This is a genomic window from Methylophilus sp. (assembly GCF_008015755.1).
Taxonomy (GTDB): Bacteria; Pseudomonadota; Gammaproteobacteria; order Burkholderiales; family Methylophilaceae; genus Methylophilus.
In genome coordinates, this window is record NZ_SSGF01000018.1 from 173,668 (window position 1) to 190,189 (window position 16,522).

Below are 16,522 nucleotides of genomic sequence, written 5' to 3' on the forward strand. Positions count from 1 at the left end.
ATTGCGTCAACAGGACAACATTAAACAAACGCCTCGTGTGGGCGCAATTCGAGATGATGACATACTGTGACTTGATGTGCCTGACAGTAAGCTTTCCAATCCGGCATATCTGTCCAGTCGGCGACAAAAATAAAGTCTAATCCGGCCCCGGTCGAAGCCTGATGGTCAAAGCGGCTATCGCCAATAAACAAGGCTGGGAACTGGATGCTGCCGTCGGCAATCAGGCTGGCCAGGTGTTCGTTCTTTTTGGTCGGGCCGCCATAGATACCGAGTTCAAACAAATGATCGAGATGACGGCGAGGAAAAATCTGCCGCAGCTCTTCCTGATCGCCACCCGACATCAGCATCCACTTGGCTTGTGACGTCTTTTGCTTTAAATCCATTAACGCCGGGGCAACCTCGCACTGCATTAAGGTTTCGTCCAGAATCTCGGTAAACGTCTCCATAAAAGCCTGAAATAATTCTGGCGTCAGTGGCTGCTTAATGATCTCGGTGATGTAATAACGGATTTTGTCATTACGCGGAATGCTGCCTAGTTTAATGTGGTAATCGACAAAGGCTTGCGCTTGCGCATCGCTACCGCCCATGCGTTTGGCGGTATTGTAATAAGCATCGACTTTGGTCTGGTTACTGTTGAGGACGACACCATCGCAATCCAAAACGATGGTTTTATAAATGGAAAGGTCTGGAAGCTGGGACATAGGCTGGCTAATAAAAAAGGCTTGTATTGCTACAAGCCTTCATTATAGTCGATTTGTGTCAGCGGTTTGCTTATTTAGCCGCCACAATCGCTGAAGCTTCTTTTGCCAGCTTGGTGATGTGTGCCCAGTCTTTACGTTCAACGGCATCAGATGGCGTTAACCAGGTACCACCACACACAACCACGTTAGGCAACGCCAGGAAGTTAGGTGCGCTTTCTACACTCACGCCACCTGTCGGACAGAATTTCACGTCTGCAAACGGGCCAGCAAAGCCTTTGAGCAGATTAATGCCACCCACAGCCACGGCCGGGAACAGCTTGAGGAAATAGTAGTCATCGGCATTCGCCATCATGATTTCAGAACCGGTAGACACGCCTGGCAGCAATGGCAAACCAATTTTACGCGCAAACTGACCTAACTCAGTGGTATAGCCTGGGCTTACCGCAAACTGGCAACCGACATCTTTAGACGCTTGCGCATCTTTGAGGTTACGCACAGTGCCTGAACCCAAAATCGCATCAGGTACGTGCTTGGCAATTTGTTCCATGGCTTGCAAGGCAACTGGTGAGCGCAATGTCACCTCCAGCACCTTAACGCCACCTTCAAGCAAGGCTTCTGCCATTGGCACGGCATCTTCCACTTTGTTGATGACAATCACCGGAATGACCGGGCCATGATTAGCTAACTCTAATGTGCTCATGTTATGAATATTGACCTAAAAAATAAAAAATTGTTTTCTAATCGCTTGGCTTCACTGTGAATTAAAAGTGCTAAGCAAGACTAGGCGCAGGAGCGCAGACAGTACGAATAGTACGGCAAGCGATCTGCAACAACGTCTTGCGACGCACTTTTAATTTACAACCAGGTAACCGCGCCTTCTTCGGCCGACAGCACATTCCTGCGCATGCCACCAAACAGCTCGCGGCCCATGCCATGTGCATTGTGATGACGCTTGGCATCGCTCAGCTCTTCAGCTTCACGCTCAGCCCAGGTGTCTTCATCTACCAATACGTTCAACTGGCCTACTGTGCCGTTGAGGCGAATAATGTCGCCATTGCGGATTTTGGAAATGGCACCGCCGGCACTGGCTTCAGGGCTCAGGTGAATCGCCGCTGGAATCTTGCCAGAAGCGCCACTCATGCGGCCATCAGTCACAATCGCGACACGGAAACCTTTGTTTTGCAGCACAGCCAGTGGCGGTGTCAGTTTATGCAACTCCGGCATGCCATTGGCTTTTGGACCCTGGAAGCGCACCACAGCAATAAAGTCTCTTTCGAGCTCGCCACGGTCAAAAGCTGCCAGCAACTCTTCTTGCGCATCAAACACAATCGCAGGGGCTTCAATGATGTGACGGTCTTCTGGCACCGCAGAAATCTTGATCACGCTGCGACCTAAATTACCTTTAAGCAAACGCAAACCGCCAGACTCGTTAAACGGATGTGCCGCAGTACGCACGATGGTTTCATCGCCACTCTCCGCCGGGTAATCCGTCCATACCAGTTTGTCTGCTGTTTTTTCTGGTTTTTTACCGTAGTCACGCATGCCACCACCGCTCACGGTGAACACATCCGGATACATATAACCGCCTTCGATCAGCTCGCGAATCACGAAACCAGGGCCGCCAGCGGTCTGAAATTCGTTGACATCGGCTTTACCATTCGGGTAAACGCTAGCCAGCAAAGGCGTTGCCTTAGCCAGATAGTGGAAGTCGGTCCAGTCAATGATAATGCCCGCGGCACGCGCCACCGCTACCCAGTGAATCAGGTGGTTGGTTGAACCGCCGGTCGCCAGCAACGCCACCATGGCATTCACAATGACATGCTCGTCAACCAGACGGCCAATCGGCACAAATTTTTCTTTTTTAGCGTTTTGCACTACCAGGCGCACCGCTTCACGCGTTAAATCTTCACGCATGCCATCATGGGGATGGATAAACGCCGCACCAGGCACATGCAAGCCCATGGCTTCCAGCAACATCTGGTTACTGTTGGCCGTACCATAGAAGGTACAGGTGCCTGCACCGTGATAAGCCGCAGACTCACTCGCCAGCAATTCTTCACGGTCACACAGGCCTTGCGCATATTTTTCGCGCACTTTGGATTTTGAAGTGTTATCAATACCAGTGCTCATCGGGCCTGCTGGCACGAACACGCAAGGCAAGTGGCCAAAATGCAAGGCACCGATCAACAAGCCCGGCACAATTTTGTCACAGACGCCTAACAACAAAGCAGCATCAAATACATCATGAGACAAGGCGACTGCCGTACTCATGGCAATGGTGTCGCGGCTAAACAGGCTGAGTTCCATGCCTGGCTCGCCTTGCGTGATGCCATCACACATGGCTGGCACACCGCCAGCAACCTGCACGGTCGCACCTAATTTACGCGCCTCATCACGAATAATATCCGGATAGTTAACGTAAGGCTGATGCGCTGACAGCATCTCGTTATACGCCGTGACAATACCCACATGGGTTGGCTTTTCGGCATAAATCTTGAACTTGTCGTTTGCTGGCATGGCCGCAAATGCGTGCGCCACGTTGGCACAGCCCAGACGATCCGGGCCTTTTTCGCGGTTCAGGTAATCATCAATACGCTGCAAATATGCCTTACGTGTCGGGCGGCTGCGCTCGATGATGCGTTCTGTTACTTCAATGTGAGATTGTTTCATTGACTATCGCTCAACTGTGTTTTAACTACCTGATGAACTATCCTGGTGAACTGCTTTGAACTTGCTATTTAGTCACAGTTTAGGGTCGTAATATATATGAATCCAAACAGGTTCCCTAGCTACGATTATCGCCAAACTGGTGCATCACGTCAAACTGAATTACCAAGTTTGATGGTTTTTTTAGACGATTCAATGACTTAAAACAATATAAACCGTTTGCTAGCACTCGCTTGAGGCCCTTGCCTCAAGCCAGCGTTCAGGCGGATTTGGTCACCAGAATATCTTCCAGCATCAAATACTCGAGATCACAACCATAAAACATATTCAAGGCATCGGTTGGACTGCAAATCATGGGCTCGCCACGACGATTCAGCGAAGTATTCAACACCACGCCATTGCCGCGTAACTGCTCCAGATGCTCAATCAGCGCGTAATAGCGTGGATTGGTCTCTTTGGTCACCACTTGCGCGCGCGCCGTGCCGTCTTCGTGCACCACTTCCGGAATACGCGCCTTCCAGGCCGGATTCACGTCAAAGGTAAACGTCATATAAGGGGCCGGATGCTCGGTTTGCAGAATATCCACCGCCACGCGATCCAGCATGCTGGGACAAAACGGCCGCCAGCGCTCACGGTATTTAATCTGCGCATTGATGCGGTCAGCCACGCCAGGGAAACTCGGATCACCCAGAATGCTGCGGCAACCCAGAGAGCGTGGACCAAACTCCATGCGGCCCTGAAACCAGGCCAAGGGATTGCCCGCTGCCAGCAACTCTGCCGCTTTGCGTGGGCCATCTTCAACACGGGTGAAAATCGGCTTGGCCGGATGTGCTTCACAAGCCGCGATACACTCCTCGTTGGTATATGCAGGGCCGAGGTAAGCGTGCTCCATTTTATGGATGGTTTCACCTGCCAGATGCGCGGCATAGGTCGCGGCGCCCAAGCTGGTCCCGTTATCGCCGGAGGCAGGCTGCACAAATAATTCTTTCACGTGCGGCAAGGCAATAATGCGCTGGTTAAGCTTCACATTGAGCGCCACCCCACCCGCCATCACAATCTTGCCGGTCTCGCGAAGAATATCGCCCAGGTAATATTCAATCATTTGCAGCGCAATGTCTTCCAGTAGCTGCTGTATGCTGGCGGCGTAATGAATATAAGGGTCGTCAATTTCGTCACCTTCACGCTTGGGGCCCAACCATTCAATCAGTTTAGGCGTAAAGTAATAGCCTTTACCGTTTTCTTTATAACGACGCAAACCGACCACATTCACATAGTCAGTGTTAATGATGAGTTCGCCGTTTTCAAACTTGGCCAGGCGACTTAAATCATATTTTTTCGGGTCGCCATATGGTGCCATGCCCATGACTTTAAATTCGCCATCCAGCATCTCGAACCCCAGGTATTCAGTGATGGCGCCATACAGGCCACCCAATGAATCCGGGTCATAGAATTCTTTTATTTTGTGAATCTTGCCGTTTTCACCATAACCAAAAAAGGTGGTGGCATACTCGCCTTTACCATCAATACCGACAATGGCTGTTTTTTCTTTAAACCCACTAAGGTGATAAGCGCTGGAAGCATGGGCCAGATGGTGCTCTACCGGCACATACTTGGCGTTGGTCAAGCCAAGGTCTGCCATCAGTTTGAGTGATTTATCGCGATTGCGACGAAAGCGGCGGTTACCGTTAAAAATCGCATCTAACGCGCGATCAGGGGCGTACCAGTAACGCTTGGCATAATGCCAGCGCGCAGCCGAGGTGAGTGGGATTTCGCCATAAGGGAACGCTACCACTTCGACCTGGTCCGGCGTAATGCCTGCCTGTTTCATACAGAATTTGGCAGCTTCGTAAGGCCAGTGATTTTTGGCGTGCTTGTCGCGAATGAAACGCTCTTCTTCTGCCGCAGCAATAATCTTGCCGTCCACCAGAATGGCAGCAGAAGCGTCATGCCCCAAGGCACCGGATAAACCTAAAACAATCATGCAGAAACTCGCGTAATGATCAAATGGAAATAATTAAAAGAGAGATGCACGCCAGTCATAGGGCAATGCCCGCAAGTCTGAGTGGCGTATGGTCCTGATAAATCAGGCTAAACGACTTTATCAGCGCATTATACAGGGAAGTATCGGCTTGCCAATTTTGCAGCAGGCGGCGGATATCTTTCGCATGCGCGCGCAGCGCGATTTGCGTGCGGCGATGTTGCTGCATGCTATCTAAATCAATCACCACAATTTTGCCCTGATCTGTGACTTGCAGATTGCTGGCTTTCATATCGCCATGGGACACCTTGAGCAAATACCATTGGTAGCAAAGCGTTACCAACTGGTGGATCACCTGCTCACGCTGAGTGTTATCTGTGCACTGCTGAAAAAAAGTCAGCGCATCTGGCCATGGGCTATAAGCAGAGACGAAATAAGCACGCCCGCGCATGCCACAATAGCGCTGCTCATACATCAACAACGGCTGCGGCGTCAGCATGCCGTAATACTGCAAGCGATGCGCATTGCGCCACGAGGCGGCAGCCCGGCTAGGGCGCCAGGCACGGCTTACGCCATGCAACCAGTCTTTGATGTTATAACGCTTGATGACCACAGACTGGTCTTGCAAATGCGTATGCACCACCGTGCAAGTATTGCCGGGCTTGAGCACCACACCAACATGCATGGCCACTTCCAGCGCGGGCAAGTCGGTCATGTGCAATCCGCCTGCGCTACTCACGGCCTGCGCGCTTTGCCCGGTCTGTTGCCAGGTCACATCACTACAAGTGCGGAAAATCTTACGCGTGACATAGCGCTCAACCTCTTGCGCTTTCATTTGCTTGGCCCAGGCCAATAATGTCGCAGGCAGCAAAGTAGCTTGCCAGCCGCGTGCCGCATCATACGCAGCTAGTAATGACGCCACCCAGGCATGCTGGTCCAGCACCTGTATTTTTGAAATCAACTCAGCCAGTTGCCGATACGCCTGACGCTTGCTCAAGCGCGCTTGCTGAATACCATCGCCATCCAGCGACCACACCTGACCATCCGCCACCAAAAAATTCTTCAGATGCAAATCGGTTTGTATCAGCCCGGCAGCATGTTGTGCCGCCAACGTTTGCACCAGCTGCTTGAGCAACGCCAACCCTTGCGCAGATGGCAACGATTGATACAACACATCCGCATTATCGGCAGGCGCAATCGCCACGTAGATCAATACCCTGGCACGTCGGTCTGCAGACGCGCCTTGCCATAACAAGGTTGGCGTTGCCAAACCGGCCTGCGTCAGCCAATGCACGCCTTGCGCATCACGCGCGGCATATTTTTCTGCCTGCGCACCGAGAAACACCTTGGCGAACACGGCCTGGCCAGACCATTGCGCACGAAATACCCAACGTCGCTGCGGCAATACTCGCGCCGCAGCCAAGCCGGTCAACGCTGTCTGGTCAGACAGGACAATCGCGCCTGTCGCGCGATCTACAACCTCACACTGGGCTGGCGCGATAGTCGCGTCATGCATTGCCACCATTAGCGGGACTTCCACCACTGCGTCAGCTGTTGCAGCCAGTTGTCTTGGCCTGAAAATAACTTTTTCGCCCGTTTATCGCGTTTTTTCATCATTTTTTTCACTTGCGATTTGGTCGCTGCATCGTCATGCGGCCTCGCCACATACAAAGTATGCCGCGAATCACCCTGCTCGTTAGGGATGGGTAAGGCTTGATAGTAATACAGCGCAATCGAGCGGCGTGTCACGCCTTCTGGCGTGGTTAATGGGTCAGGATGACCATGGAAGCTGTCGGCATCGGTATTAAAAATCACGCAGCGGTTAAATAGCGGCGCCACCGTTTGCTGCTTGGCCTGCATTTGCCTGTCCCATAGCTCGAGATTGCCGCCATACTCCGGCAACCAGTCATGGTTTAAATACACCAGCATATTCACCCGGCGGTAGAGCTGTAAGCCTTCATTCACCTGAAAGTCGGCATGAATGCCGAGCAAGCCACCGGCCGAGGTTTCATGCAAGCCGCCGCCAGCAAAATACGGGTCTGGTAACAGCCCTTTCATGCCTGTTAACGCCTCAATAAACTGCAACATCGGTGCCGAGTTAAACAAGGCAAACGCCGCACGCAGGGTTTCGTCACAGTCATACGGTGAAATCTGCCGCTTGTGCGTGCCGCCATAGCCCTTTTCATACACTTTGTCATGCGCTTTGGGGTCTTGCGGAAAATGATCCAGCAACAACTGCGTAAACGCCGTCGGGAAAATATTGTCGATCACCGCGTGCGGAAAAGGCTGTGCCTGCGCATAATCCTCTGCCAGCAAACTGCCTATATCCTTAGCCTGGCGCGCATCCAACGCAAAGCCATGCGCCATTTCAATTGGTAATACCCCATCAGACATCGTCATTTCGTCGTTTCCTGCTGTGACTGTAATTGTTTAAGCATGGCCTGTTTGCGCTGCAAACGGCGGTTTTGTGCTGTGTAGCCACTGACCAGGCCAACAGTGCCGGCCTCCACATGGTCAAGATAGCGGAACAACCTGGCAGGAGACATGCGCTCAATCACATAGCCTTGAGCCGCCAGCTTGTCTTGCAACACATAACCGGGAATTTGCTGCTCCATATAAAAACGATAGCCCAGCTTTTTCATCAGGCCAACGTTCCACAAGGCAAAAAAGCTCTTGATATAGGGCTCGATATAAGGCCGCGCCTGGCGTGCAGGCAGGCCGAGTTGCTGCTTGAGACGGCGGCTGTGGTATTTAAAAAAGCCGGTAAACGCACGCCAGAACAAACGCACATGCCCGCGGTTGAGCTGATGCAAACAGCCAATCGCCGCAATATTGGGCTGGCGCTGCATACGTTGCAAACACTCAATAAAAATCTGTGGCTCGTAAATAAAGGTGTCTGTGTGCATCAAAAACAGGTAATCGGTCTTGATCGCCGCCAGGATCAAATCCAGGCCTTCTCCATGCGCGGCAAAGCCCTGCTCTTTCCCAGGCGACGGGCGTTCGATTAAATGTATCCAGTCTAGGCTACGCAAATACTCAGTGCTGTCATCAGCAGAATCATTATCGACCACCCAGACCTCCACCGCGTTGGCATCCAACGCCCCGCTCTCCAAGTGGCTTTTGATAAAATTCAAGCAGGTACGGGTCAAATCCAGCGTTTTGTAATTCACCAGCCCGATACTAAATCTTGGTAAGGTATGTGTCATAAACAGGGTTATCCGTTAACGCTTGCTACGTGTGGTAATGCGTTTGAGTAACTGGCGCTCACACCAGTTTAAAGGCCGGGCAAATGCCTCAGTATGCAAATACTGTTTAAAAAAATACAGGCGATCGCGGTCAGTTAAGCCCTCGGTATGCCGATGCAGTGCCGCCAGGTCAAACCGGGCACGGCGCCAGGCGCCCAGGCTTTGCCTGGCTTTTTCCAGGTCAATCAGCGCCACTTGTGGCACTGCATCCGTCTGGCGGACAAAAATATGTTTGGGATACAAGGCACGGTGCACCCAGCCCAGATTATGAAAACGCCGGATTTGCTGGGCAACGGCACGCAGCAGACGTCTGCGCTCTACAGCAGGCTGGCTCAGTATGGTCGGTAGCAAGTACTTCAGATCGACAAAGCCATGCAAATTCTCAGTCACCAGAATCGCGCGCTGATTTCCCTGGTGTAAGGACTCGGCATACATCAACACTTTAGGTGCCGGAATCCCCGCCTTGGCCAAAGCCTGCAAACGCTCAAACTCACGCCGGAATGTTGGCTCGCCTGACAGCGGATGGCGCAAGGTACGGCGGCCATGATTCTGCTGTTTTTTCACAAACAACGCCAGTGCAGACTGATTTTCAACAGCCAGCACCAGCTTGCCGACGCCGCTCCAGCCGCCTCGACGCTCATTCGGCGGCTCAAACCAGGCGATGTCACGTGACCACCAGGCTTCAAAAGCATCGAGCCCGTGCTGCTGCAAGGCGGTCTGCCAGGCTGGATCTTGATAATGCGTCAAGGAATGTTCCAAAATATATTATGCTGAAATAATTGAGGCCAATGCAGGTTTTTAAACCGCAGTTTGTTAACATAAGGGCTAATCCTAAATTTTAACAGAATGCGTTTATAAATTAGTCTCATGCTGCTGTTTTTCTGTAAAGCCATCGCCTGCCTGCCATTGTCCTGGGTACATAGATTGGGCATTTTTTTCGGCTATCTGTCTTATTGTTTCGACCCCAAAAGCAATCGGATTGCGCTGGCGAATATACAACAAAGCGGGTTAGCTGCTGACGACATTGAGGCGCAACGTTTGGTCAAAACCAGCCGCCTGGAAGCAGGTAAAGCCATTCTGGAAACGCTGTTTATCTGGGGAAAACCATCACCCAAGCTGTTGCCGTTGATACAGCAAGTGCATGGCTGGCAACATATTGTTGAGGCGCAGGCACAAGGCAAAGGCCTGATTTTTCTCACCCCGCACCTGGGCTGTTTTGAAATCACGTCGGTTTATTATGGTGCGCGTGCGCCGATCACCGTGCTTTACCGACCACCCAAACTGCAGTGGTTAAGTCAATTGGTGGTTGAAGGCAGGCAAAAAGGCCAGGTGCAGATGGCGCCAGCCAATGCCAATGGGGTGAAAAAGTTGCTACAAGCATTGAAATCAGGCCAGGCTATCGGCATTTTGCCGGATCAGATTCCTAGACAAGGCGAAGGCGAATGGGCCGATTTTTTTGGTAAACCAGCCTATACCATGGGTTTAGCTAGCAAGCTGGCCAGCAAAGCAGATGCGGTGATTATCATGGCGTTTGGCGAGCGACTGCCCGCTGGCAAAGGGTTTGACATCCACCTGACGCGGGTAGAGGACATCAGCACACCAGCACAATTGAACCAGGCGATTGAGCGCCAGGTCGCCGCATGCCCCAGCCAATATTTATGGCAATACAACCGCTACAAGCAGCGACGCTACGCCCTGCACAAACTGGAAAAAAGCCAACCCGACCAGGTTGAGCGCTAAGCGCCAAGCCAGCAATTGGCTAAGCTAGGCCCTGGATCCAGCGGCTGTAGACTTTATCGGCCACGCGGTGCAACACTTCGCAATCGGCCTCAACCGCTGCCAGCATGGTATCCGCGGACTGCACCGCCGGGCTACTGGCTGAGCTGGCAATATCACTCTGCCATTGCTCGGTCCAGATTTTCACCATGGTTGGCGTCATTTCAATATGGCATTGCAAGCCGATATGCTTACCCATGACATAAGCCTGGTTCGCGCAATAGGGGCTGGATAAAACATGCGTGGCACCCGCTGGCACGGTAAACGTCTCACCATGCCAATGAAAACTGTTAAAGCCTTGCAAGTCTCCAAACCAGTCACGCGCCAGCGCATGATCTGCGACCTTGACCTCACCCCAACCAATTTCTTTGACCGGGTTTTTGCTGACGACACCACCCAGCGCTTTGCTGATCAGTTGGCCGCCCAGGCAGTGGCCAAGCAAGGGCACATCCTTGTCCACTGACTGCCGAATCAATTGCAGCAAAGGCGGAATCCACGGCAGATCATCGTTCACACTCATGGGCCCACCCATCAGCACAATGCCACTGTAATCATCCACAGACGTGGGTACTGTCTCGCCTTTATCAATGCGCACTTCGCACCACGGAATAGCATGTTGCGCCAAAAAAGTGCCCAAATAACCAGCACCCTCGCAGCAAGCGTGCCTGAATATCACTACCGGTTTCATGATTTACCTTACCAAACTGACTTCCTGATATTGTCCTAGCAAGATTCCGTCCAACGTATACGGCCCAATCGCATAACGAATCAGGCGCAAGGTCGGAAACCCCACGTGGGCGGTCATGCGCCGCACCTGGCGGTTCTTGCCTTCGCTAATCTTCAGCTCCAGCCAGGTAGTTGGGATATGTTTGCGCTCACGAATCGGTGGCACGCGCTGCCACAATTGGTCAGGTTCAGTGATGATGCTGACCTGCGCAGGTTGCGTGACAAAGTCACCCAGATCCACGCCCTGCTCTAGTGGCATCAAATCTGCTTGTGTAGGCACACCTTCAACTTGGGCCCAATAGGTTTTGATCTGTTTATGCTTGGGATGACTCAAACGATGTTGCAATGCACCATCATCGGTTAAAATAAGCAATCCTTCGGAGTCAGTATCTAACCGCCCGGCTGCATAGACGTTGGGAATCGGAATATAGTCTTTGAGCGTTGCGTGTTTTTCATGTGCAGTGAATTGGCACACGACGTTAAAAGGTTTGTTAAACAGTAATAACATGGAAAGCGCTATGTCTAAAATCAAGGTGCCAGCCACTGGCAGCAAAATTATTGTCAATGCTGATAATACCCTAAATGTTCCAGACCACCCTATTATCCCGTTTATCGAGGGTGACGGGATTGGTATCGACATCACCCCCCCTATGATTAAAGTGGTGGATACTGCGGTTGAGAAAGCCTATGGCGGCAAGCGTAAAATTTCCTGGATGGAAGTCTATGCCGGTGAAAAATCCACTACCGTCTACGAAAAAGACACTTGGCTGTCCGACGAAACCATGGCTGCCTTGAAAGAGTACGTCATTTCGATCAAAGGCCCATTGACAACACCAGTCGGTGGCGGCATCCGTTCACTCAACGTGACACTGCGTCAGGAGCTGGACTTATACGTTTGCTTGCGCCCTATCCAGTATTTCACTGGCGTACCTAGCCCGGTCAAGCACCCAGAAAAAACCGATATGGTCATTTTCCGCGAAAACACGGAAGACATCTATGCCGGGATTGAATGGGCTGCAGGCACCGAAGAAGTGAAAAAAGTCATCAACTTTTTGAGCGATATGGGCGTACGCAAAAAAATCCGTTTCCCGGAAGCCTCTGCGATTGGCATCAAGCCAGTCTCCATTGACGGCAGCAAACGCTTGATTCGTAAGGCGATTCAGTACGCGATTGATAACAACCGCAAATCAGTGACCATCACCCACAAAGGCAACATCATGAAGTTCACCGAGGGTGGCTTCCGTGACTGGGGGTATCAACTGGCCAAAGAAGAATTTGGCGCCGAGCTGATTGACGGCGGCCCATGGTGCAAGCTGCCTAATGGCATCATCATTAAAGACTGTATCGCAGACGCATTCTTGCAAGAGATTCTGCTGCACCCGGAAGATTACGATGTCGTGGCCGCATTGAACCTCAATGGCGACTATATGAGTGATGCGCTGGCAGCCCAAGTTGGTGGTATCGGGATTGCGCCCGGAGCGAACTTGAGCGATACCATCGCCATGTTTGAAGCCACCCACGGCACCGCGCCGAAAATCGCCGGTAAAAACCTGGCCAACCCAAGCTCCCTGATCTTGTCCGCCGAAATGATGTTACGTCATATGGGTTGGGTAGAAGCGGCTGACCTCGTACTCAATGGCGTCGCCAAGGCGATTGCCAGCAAGCGGGTGACTGGCGATTTTAGTAGCCAAATGGAAGGTGCCACGCAAGTCGGCACGGCAGAGTTTGGTGATGAAATCATCAAACAAATGGCCTAAGTTTTAGCCACTGCACCAAACGATAAAAAAACGGCTCGCAAATGCGAGCCGTTTTGTATTTTTTACCCCTAAAAGAACAAATTATGCTTTTTGTATGTTTGAAGCCTGTTTCCCTTTTGGACCCTCAGTCACATCAAAGGATACACGTTGGCCTTCTTTCAAGCTTTTATAACCAGATTCAACGATTGCGGAGAAGTGCGCGAACAAATCGTCACCGCCGTCATCGGGAGTAATGAATCCAAAGCCCTTAGAGTCGTTAAACCACTTTACGGTACCTGTTGCCATTTTACTTCCTTACTTTTTTACTTAACAGGGAGGCGCCCCAAAAGTTTGTCTCAAGTACTCCAGTCGCAATAAACAAGCTTTGCTTTACTTAAAGACGGCTACAAAAAACCTGAACCCAAACGCCTTAAGGATTTATAATTTAGCATTATTTAAATGTCAAGGCTAATTTTGTATCTTTTAACGAAAGCTAAAAAATCTCCTTAAAATTTGCATAAATGCTGCATGAGAGCCCGTCTTTTCTACGATTTGAATCTTTGAGCCTCCACGTATACTCCAGTAAAAAGGTGAGTTGTATCAGTATATTAACGGATCTGTTTCACTGTTTGGACGACGTATTTAAAGACATCTATGGCAACACTGGAAAGTTCAAAAAAACTGGGCGGTATGGCGCGCATGCTGGTGCAGTCTTCGCTCATGGGCGAAGACGACGCAGCGGCGTTGCAGGAGAAATGCCACGCACAGAAAATCAGCTTTTTGGCCGCCACGCTGGCGCAAAAAAAGATTTCTGCCAAAGATATTGCGCAAACGGCTTCGCAAGCTTTCGGCTTTCCTTTTTTTGACCTCAATGCCTTAGATCAGGACTCTCTGCCAGACAAAACCATAGACATCAAACTGATGCAATCGCATCGCGTCTTGCTGCTGCAACAAAAAAGCAACGTGGCTTATATTGCCATCTCCGACCCGACGAATCTGCATGCGTTGGACACCATACAGTTTCAAATGGGCGCGACCTTGTTTCCGGTGGTGGTGGAGGATGACAAACTCGGTAAATGGATAGATAAAATTGTCGAATCCAAAGATACCAGCATGTCTAACCTCAATGCTGGCGGTGATGAGTTTGACCTTGGCCTGGAAGACGCGGGCGAAGAGCAGGAAGCAGAAATCCTGCAAGAAGTGGATGATGCGCCGGTGGTCAAGTTCTTGCAAAAAATATTGCTGGATGCCATCAATATGGGCGCATCCGACTTGCACTTTGAGCCTTACGAGAAGTTTTACCGTATTCGCTTCCGGGTAGACGGCGTCTTAAGAGATATGTCACAACCGCCCTTAGCCATCAAAGAAAAACTGGCCTCGCGTATCAAGGTGATTTCAAACCTGGATATTTCCGAGAAAAGAATTCCGCAAGATGGCCGCATGAAATTAATTATTTCAAAAACGCGCGCTATCGACTTCCGTGTCAGTACCCTGCCCTTGATCCATGGCGAAAAAATCGTGATGCGGATTCTGGATCCGACCAGCGCAACACTGGGCATTGAAGCCTTAGGCTATGAGCCAGAGCAGCAAGCTTCGTTGCTGAAAGCCATCCATCGCCCCTATGGCCTGGTATTGGTGACCGGGCCAACGGGCTCGGGTAAAACGGTGTCACTGTATACCTGCTTAAATCTGCTCAATGACCCTGGCGTGAATATTTCTACCGCTGAAGACCCGGCAGAAATCCCCTTGCCTGGCATTAATCAGGTCAATGTGAATGATAAACAAGGTCTCACCTTTGCCGCCGCTTTAAAATCGTTTTTACGCCAGGATCCTGACATCATCATGATTGGTGAGATTCGCGACCTGGAAACGGCAGACATGGCCATCAAGGCCGCGTCTACCGGCCATATGGTGCTGTCCACGCTGCATACCAATGACGCACCGACCACGCTGTCACGTTTGCTGAATATGGGCGTGGCACCATTTAATATTGCCTCGGCCGTGACCTTAATCACCGCACAACGTTTGGCCAGGCGCTTATGCAAACATTGCAAAGTGCCACTTACCATCCCGCAAGAAGCTTTGCTAAAAGTCGGCTTTACCCATGCCATGTTAGAAGGTGAGTGGCAATTGTATGGTCCTAAAGAGGGGGGTTGCGAACACTGCAATAACGGCTATAAAGGCCGTGTCGGTATTTATCAGGTCATGCCGATCACTGAAGCCATCGCGCAAATCATCATGCAAAACGGCAATGCGCTGGATATAGCGGCACAGGCCAAAAAAGAAGGCGTCAAAGACTTGCGCGAGTCTGGCCTGCTCAAGGTAAAACAAGGCTTAACCTCGATTGAGGAAGTCGAAGCCGTCACCAATGAATAAGGTCTGTGACTCACTCTATTTATTTTTAAGAAAACACTATGGCGACTGCAAATAGCAAACAATCCGTGTATCAGTGGGAAGGCAAAGACCGCAAAGGTAAGCTGGTCAAAGGCGAAATGCGCGCCAATGGCGAAGCCGTGGTCAATGCCACCCTGCGCCGCCAGGGTATAACGATACTCAAGGTCAAAAAACAAAGCGCGCTGGCGACCAAAGGCAAAGTCACCGAAAAAGACATCACCCTGTTTACACGCCAACTCGCCACCATGATGAAAGCAGGTGTGCCTTTATTACAAGCCTTTGATATTGTCGGCAAGGGCCACCATAACCCGGCGGTGGCCAAGCTGCTGTCTGATATTAAATCGGATGTCGAAACCGGCAGCAGCCTGAGCGCGGCGTTCCGCAAATATCCCTTGTACTTTGATCAGTTATTTTGCAACCTGGTTGGTGCCGGGGAACAAGCCGGTATTCTGGATAGCTTACTGGAGCGCCTGGCCACTTATAAAGAAAAGATTCTTGCCATTAAAAGCAAGATCAAATCGGCGCTGGTGTATCCGGTCTCCATTATTGTTGTGGCGTTTGTGATTACCGCCGTGATTATGATTTTTGTTGTGCCCGCCTTTAAGGATTTGTTCAGCAGCTTTGGGGCTGACCTGCCCGGGCCGACCGTGGTTGTGATTAACCTGTCCAACTTTTTTGTCGCTTGGTGGTGGGCCATTTTTGGCACCATGGGGTTTGGTTTCTGGTTCTTTTTTTACACCTGGAAACGCTCCGAAAAAATGCAGGCCACCATGGATCGTCTCATGCTGCGGCTGCCGATTTTTGGCGAGCTGATTCGCAAAGCCACCATCGCCCGCTTTGCGCGCACGTTGTCTACCATGTTTGCGGCAGGGGTGCCATTGGTCGAAGCGCTGGACTCTGTGGCAGGCGCTTCTGGTAATAAAGTCTATTTTGATGCGACCAAGAAAATCCAAAGCGAAGTCAGCACCGGCACCAGCCTGACAGTGTCTATGCAAAATGCCAATGTGTTTCCTAATATGGTCATCCAGATGACCGCGATTGGGGAAGAATCAGGCTCTTTAGACGGCATGCTGACCAAAGTGGCCGACTTTTACGAGGGCGAAGTCGATGATGCTGTCGCGGCGATTTCCAGTCTGATGGAGCCAGTGATTATGGTCGTACTCGGCGTCCTCATCGGTGGCCTGGTGGTCGCCATGTATATGCCTATCTTCAAAATGGGGAAAGTGGTCAGTGGTGGTGGCTAAGCCTCACAGCAAACGCAGACAATAAAAAAGGCCGGGGATCCCGGCCTTTTTTATG

The 16,522-nt window shown here is 51.1% G+C and carries 15 protein-coding genes; 4 read left to right on the plus strand and 11 right to left on the minus strand.

Translation table 11 applies throughout. The features are described 5' to 3' along the window. Positions 1 to 20: 20 nt before the first annotated feature. The 8 genes from E6Q52_RS08170 to E6Q52_RS08205 all read right to left on the minus strand — a co-directional run bounded on the left by E6Q52_RS08170 (position 21) and on the right by E6Q52_RS08205 (position 9,338). On the minus strand, positions 21 to 701 hold the full coding sequence (locus E6Q52_RS08170; RefSeq protein WP_292820945.1) for an HAD family hydrolase: 681 nt from the start codon (positions 699 to 701) through the stop codon (positions 21 to 23). A 70-nt stretch (positions 702 to 771) separates the two neighbouring features. Next, positions 772 to 1,401 carry a bifunctional 4-hydroxy-2-oxoglutarate aldolase/2-dehydro-3-deoxy-phosphogluconate aldolase gene (gene eda / locus E6Q52_RS08175; protein WP_292820946.1) on the minus strand — a complete coding sequence of 210 codons (630 nt, stop codon included), beginning with the start codon at positions 1,399 to 1,401 and terminating at the stop codon, positions 772 to 774. Between the two features lie 155 nt (positions 1,402 to 1,556). After that, positions 1,557 to 3,371, minus strand: coding sequence for a phosphogluconate dehydratase (edd, locus tag E6Q52_RS08180; RefSeq protein ID WP_292820947.1), 1,815 nt, complete (start codon positions 3,369 to 3,371; stop codon positions 1,557 to 1,559). A 256-nt stretch (positions 3,372 to 3,627) separates the two neighbouring features. Continuing rightward, positions 3,628 to 5,349 carry a carbamoyltransferase gene (locus E6Q52_RS08185; RefSeq protein WP_292820948.1) on the minus strand — a complete coding sequence of 574 codons (1,722 nt, stop codon included), beginning with the start codon at positions 5,347 to 5,349 and terminating at the stop codon, positions 3,628 to 3,630. A gap of 55 nt (positions 5,350 to 5,404) precedes the next feature. Next, on the minus strand, positions 5,405 to 6,871 hold the full coding sequence (locus E6Q52_RS08190; protein ID WP_292820949.1) for a lipopolysaccharide kinase InaA family protein: 1,467 nt from the start codon (positions 6,869 to 6,871) through the stop codon (positions 5,405 to 5,407). Beyond that, positions 6,871 to 7,746 (minus strand): 2OG-Fe(II) oxygenase, encoded by an 876-nt coding sequence (locus tag E6Q52_RS08195; RefSeq protein ID WP_292820950.1) that lies wholly within the window; start codon positions 7,744 to 7,746, stop codon positions 6,871 to 6,873. The genes E6Q52_RS08190 and E6Q52_RS08195 overlap by 1 nt, the downstream gene beginning before the upstream one ends. Beyond that, complete coding sequence (locus E6Q52_RS08200; RefSeq protein WP_292820951.1) at positions 7,743 to 8,552, minus strand: glycosyltransferase; 810 nt, start codon at positions 8,550 to 8,552, stop codon at positions 7,743 to 7,745. The genes E6Q52_RS08195 and E6Q52_RS08200 overlap by 4 nt, the downstream gene beginning before the upstream one ends. Positions 8,553 to 8,567: 15 nt before the next feature. Continuing rightward, on the minus strand, positions 8,568 to 9,338 hold the full coding sequence (locus E6Q52_RS08205) for a lipopolysaccharide kinase InaA family protein (protein WP_292820952.1): 771 nt from the start codon (positions 9,336 to 9,338) through the stop codon (positions 8,568 to 8,570). 120 nt (positions 9,339 to 9,458) lie between these two features. Between E6Q52_RS08205 and E6Q52_RS08210 the strand changes: the two genes are divergently transcribed. Next, positions 9,459 to 10,331: a lysophospholipid acyltransferase family protein gene (locus tag E6Q52_RS08210; protein ID WP_292820953.1), complete on the plus strand. Its 873-nt coding sequence runs from the start codon at positions 9,459 to 9,461 to the stop codon at positions 10,329 to 10,331. A 19-nt stretch (positions 10,332 to 10,350) separates the two neighbouring features. Here E6Q52_RS08210 and E6Q52_RS08215 read toward each other — a convergent pair whose 3' ends face one another. Together E6Q52_RS08215 and E6Q52_RS08220 are read right to left on the minus strand one after the other, a co-directional pair. Continuing rightward, a complete protein-coding gene (locus E6Q52_RS08215) occupies positions 10,351 to 11,055 on the minus strand; it encodes a type 1 glutamine amidotransferase (RefSeq protein WP_292820954.1) in 705 nt (234 codons plus the stop codon). 3 nt (positions 11,056 to 11,058) lie between these two features. Beyond that, positions 11,059 to 11,601, minus strand: coding sequence for an rRNA large subunit pseudouridine synthase E (locus tag E6Q52_RS08220; RefSeq protein WP_292820955.1), 543 nt, complete (start codon positions 11,599 to 11,601; stop codon positions 11,059 to 11,061). Between E6Q52_RS08220 and icd the strand changes: the two genes are divergently transcribed. Continuing rightward, a complete protein-coding gene (icd, locus tag E6Q52_RS08225; RefSeq protein ID WP_292820956.1) occupies positions 11,600 to 12,850 on the plus strand; it encodes an NADP-dependent isocitrate dehydrogenase in 1,251 nt (416 codons plus the stop codon). The two genes, E6Q52_RS08220 and icd, sit on opposite strands and share 2 nt — an antisense overlap. A gap of 81 nt (positions 12,851 to 12,931) precedes the next feature. On the opposite strand, the gene E6Q52_RS08230 is transcribed toward icd, so the two are convergent. Next, complete coding sequence (locus tag E6Q52_RS08230) at positions 12,932 to 13,135, minus strand: cold-shock protein (protein ID WP_013441419.1); 204 nt, start codon at positions 13,133 to 13,135, stop codon at positions 12,932 to 12,934. Between the two features lie 348 nt (positions 13,136 to 13,483). Here E6Q52_RS08230 and pilB point away from each other — a divergent pair, with 348 nt between their 5' ends. Together pilB and E6Q52_RS08240 are read left to right on the plus strand one after the other, a co-directional pair. After that, positions 13,484 to 15,205, plus strand: coding sequence for a type IV-A pilus assembly ATPase PilB (pilB, locus tag E6Q52_RS08235; protein ID WP_292820957.1), 1,722 nt, complete (start codon positions 13,484 to 13,486; stop codon positions 15,203 to 15,205). Between the two features lie 38 nt (positions 15,206 to 15,243). Beyond that, complete coding sequence (locus E6Q52_RS08240) at positions 15,244 to 16,467, plus strand: type II secretion system F family protein (RefSeq protein ID WP_292820958.1); 1,224 nt, start codon at positions 15,244 to 15,246, stop codon at positions 16,465 to 16,467. Positions 16,468 to 16,522: the final 55 nt, after the last annotated feature.

Bases quoted from the DNA above. Each gene is read 5' to 3' on its own strand.
- E6Q52_RS08215 (WP_292820954.1), bottom strand. From the start codon at position 11,055: ATGAAACCGGTAGTGATATTCAGGCACGCTTGCTGCGAGGGTGCTGGT.
- E6Q52_RS08185 (WP_292820948.1), bottom strand. From the start codon at position 5,349: ATGATTGTTTTAGGTTTATCCGGTGCCTTGGGGCATGACGCTTCTGCT.
- E6Q52_RS08240 (WP_292820958.1), top strand. From the start codon at position 15,244: ATGGCGACTGCAAATAGCAAACAATCCGTGTATCAGTGGGAAGGCAAA.
- E6Q52_RS08170 (WP_292820945.1), bottom strand. From the start codon at position 701: ATGTCCCAGCTTCCAGACCTTTCCATTTATAAAACCATCGTTTTGGAT.
- edd (WP_292820947.1), bottom strand. From the start codon at position 3,371: ATGAAACAATCTCACATTGAAGTAACAGAACGCATCATCGAGCGCAGC.
- E6Q52_RS08220 (WP_292820955.1), bottom strand. From the start codon at position 11,601: ATGTTATTACTGTTTAACAAACCTTTTAACGTCGTGTGCCAATTCACT.
- E6Q52_RS08230 (WP_013441419.1), bottom strand. From the start codon at position 13,135: ATGGCAACAGGTACCGTAAAGTGGTTTAACGACTCTAAGGGCTTTGGA.
- E6Q52_RS08200 (WP_292820951.1), bottom strand. From the start codon at position 8,552: ATGACACATACCTTACCAAGATTTAGTATCGGGCTGGTGAATTACAAA.
- pilB (WP_292820957.1), top strand. From the start codon at position 13,484: ATGGCAACACTGGAAAGTTCAAAAAAACTGGGCGGTATGGCGCGCATG.
- E6Q52_RS08210 (WP_292820953.1), top strand. From the start codon at position 9,459: ATGCTGCTGTTTTTCTGTAAAGCCATCGCCTGCCTGCCATTGTCCTGG.
- E6Q52_RS08195 (WP_292820950.1), bottom strand. From the start codon at position 7,746: ATGACGATGTCTGATGGGGTATTACCAATTGAAATGGCGCATGGCTTT.
- icd (WP_292820956.1), top strand. From the start codon at position 11,600: ATGGAAAGCGCTATGTCTAAAATCAAGGTGCCAGCCACTGGCAGCAAA.
- E6Q52_RS08190 (WP_292820949.1), bottom strand. From the start codon at position 6,871: ATGGTGGCAATGCATGACGCGACTATCGCGCCAGCCCAGTGTGAGGTT.
- eda (WP_292820946.1), bottom strand. From the start codon at position 1,401: ATGAGCACATTAGAGTTAGCTAATCATGGCCCGGTCATTCCGGTGATT.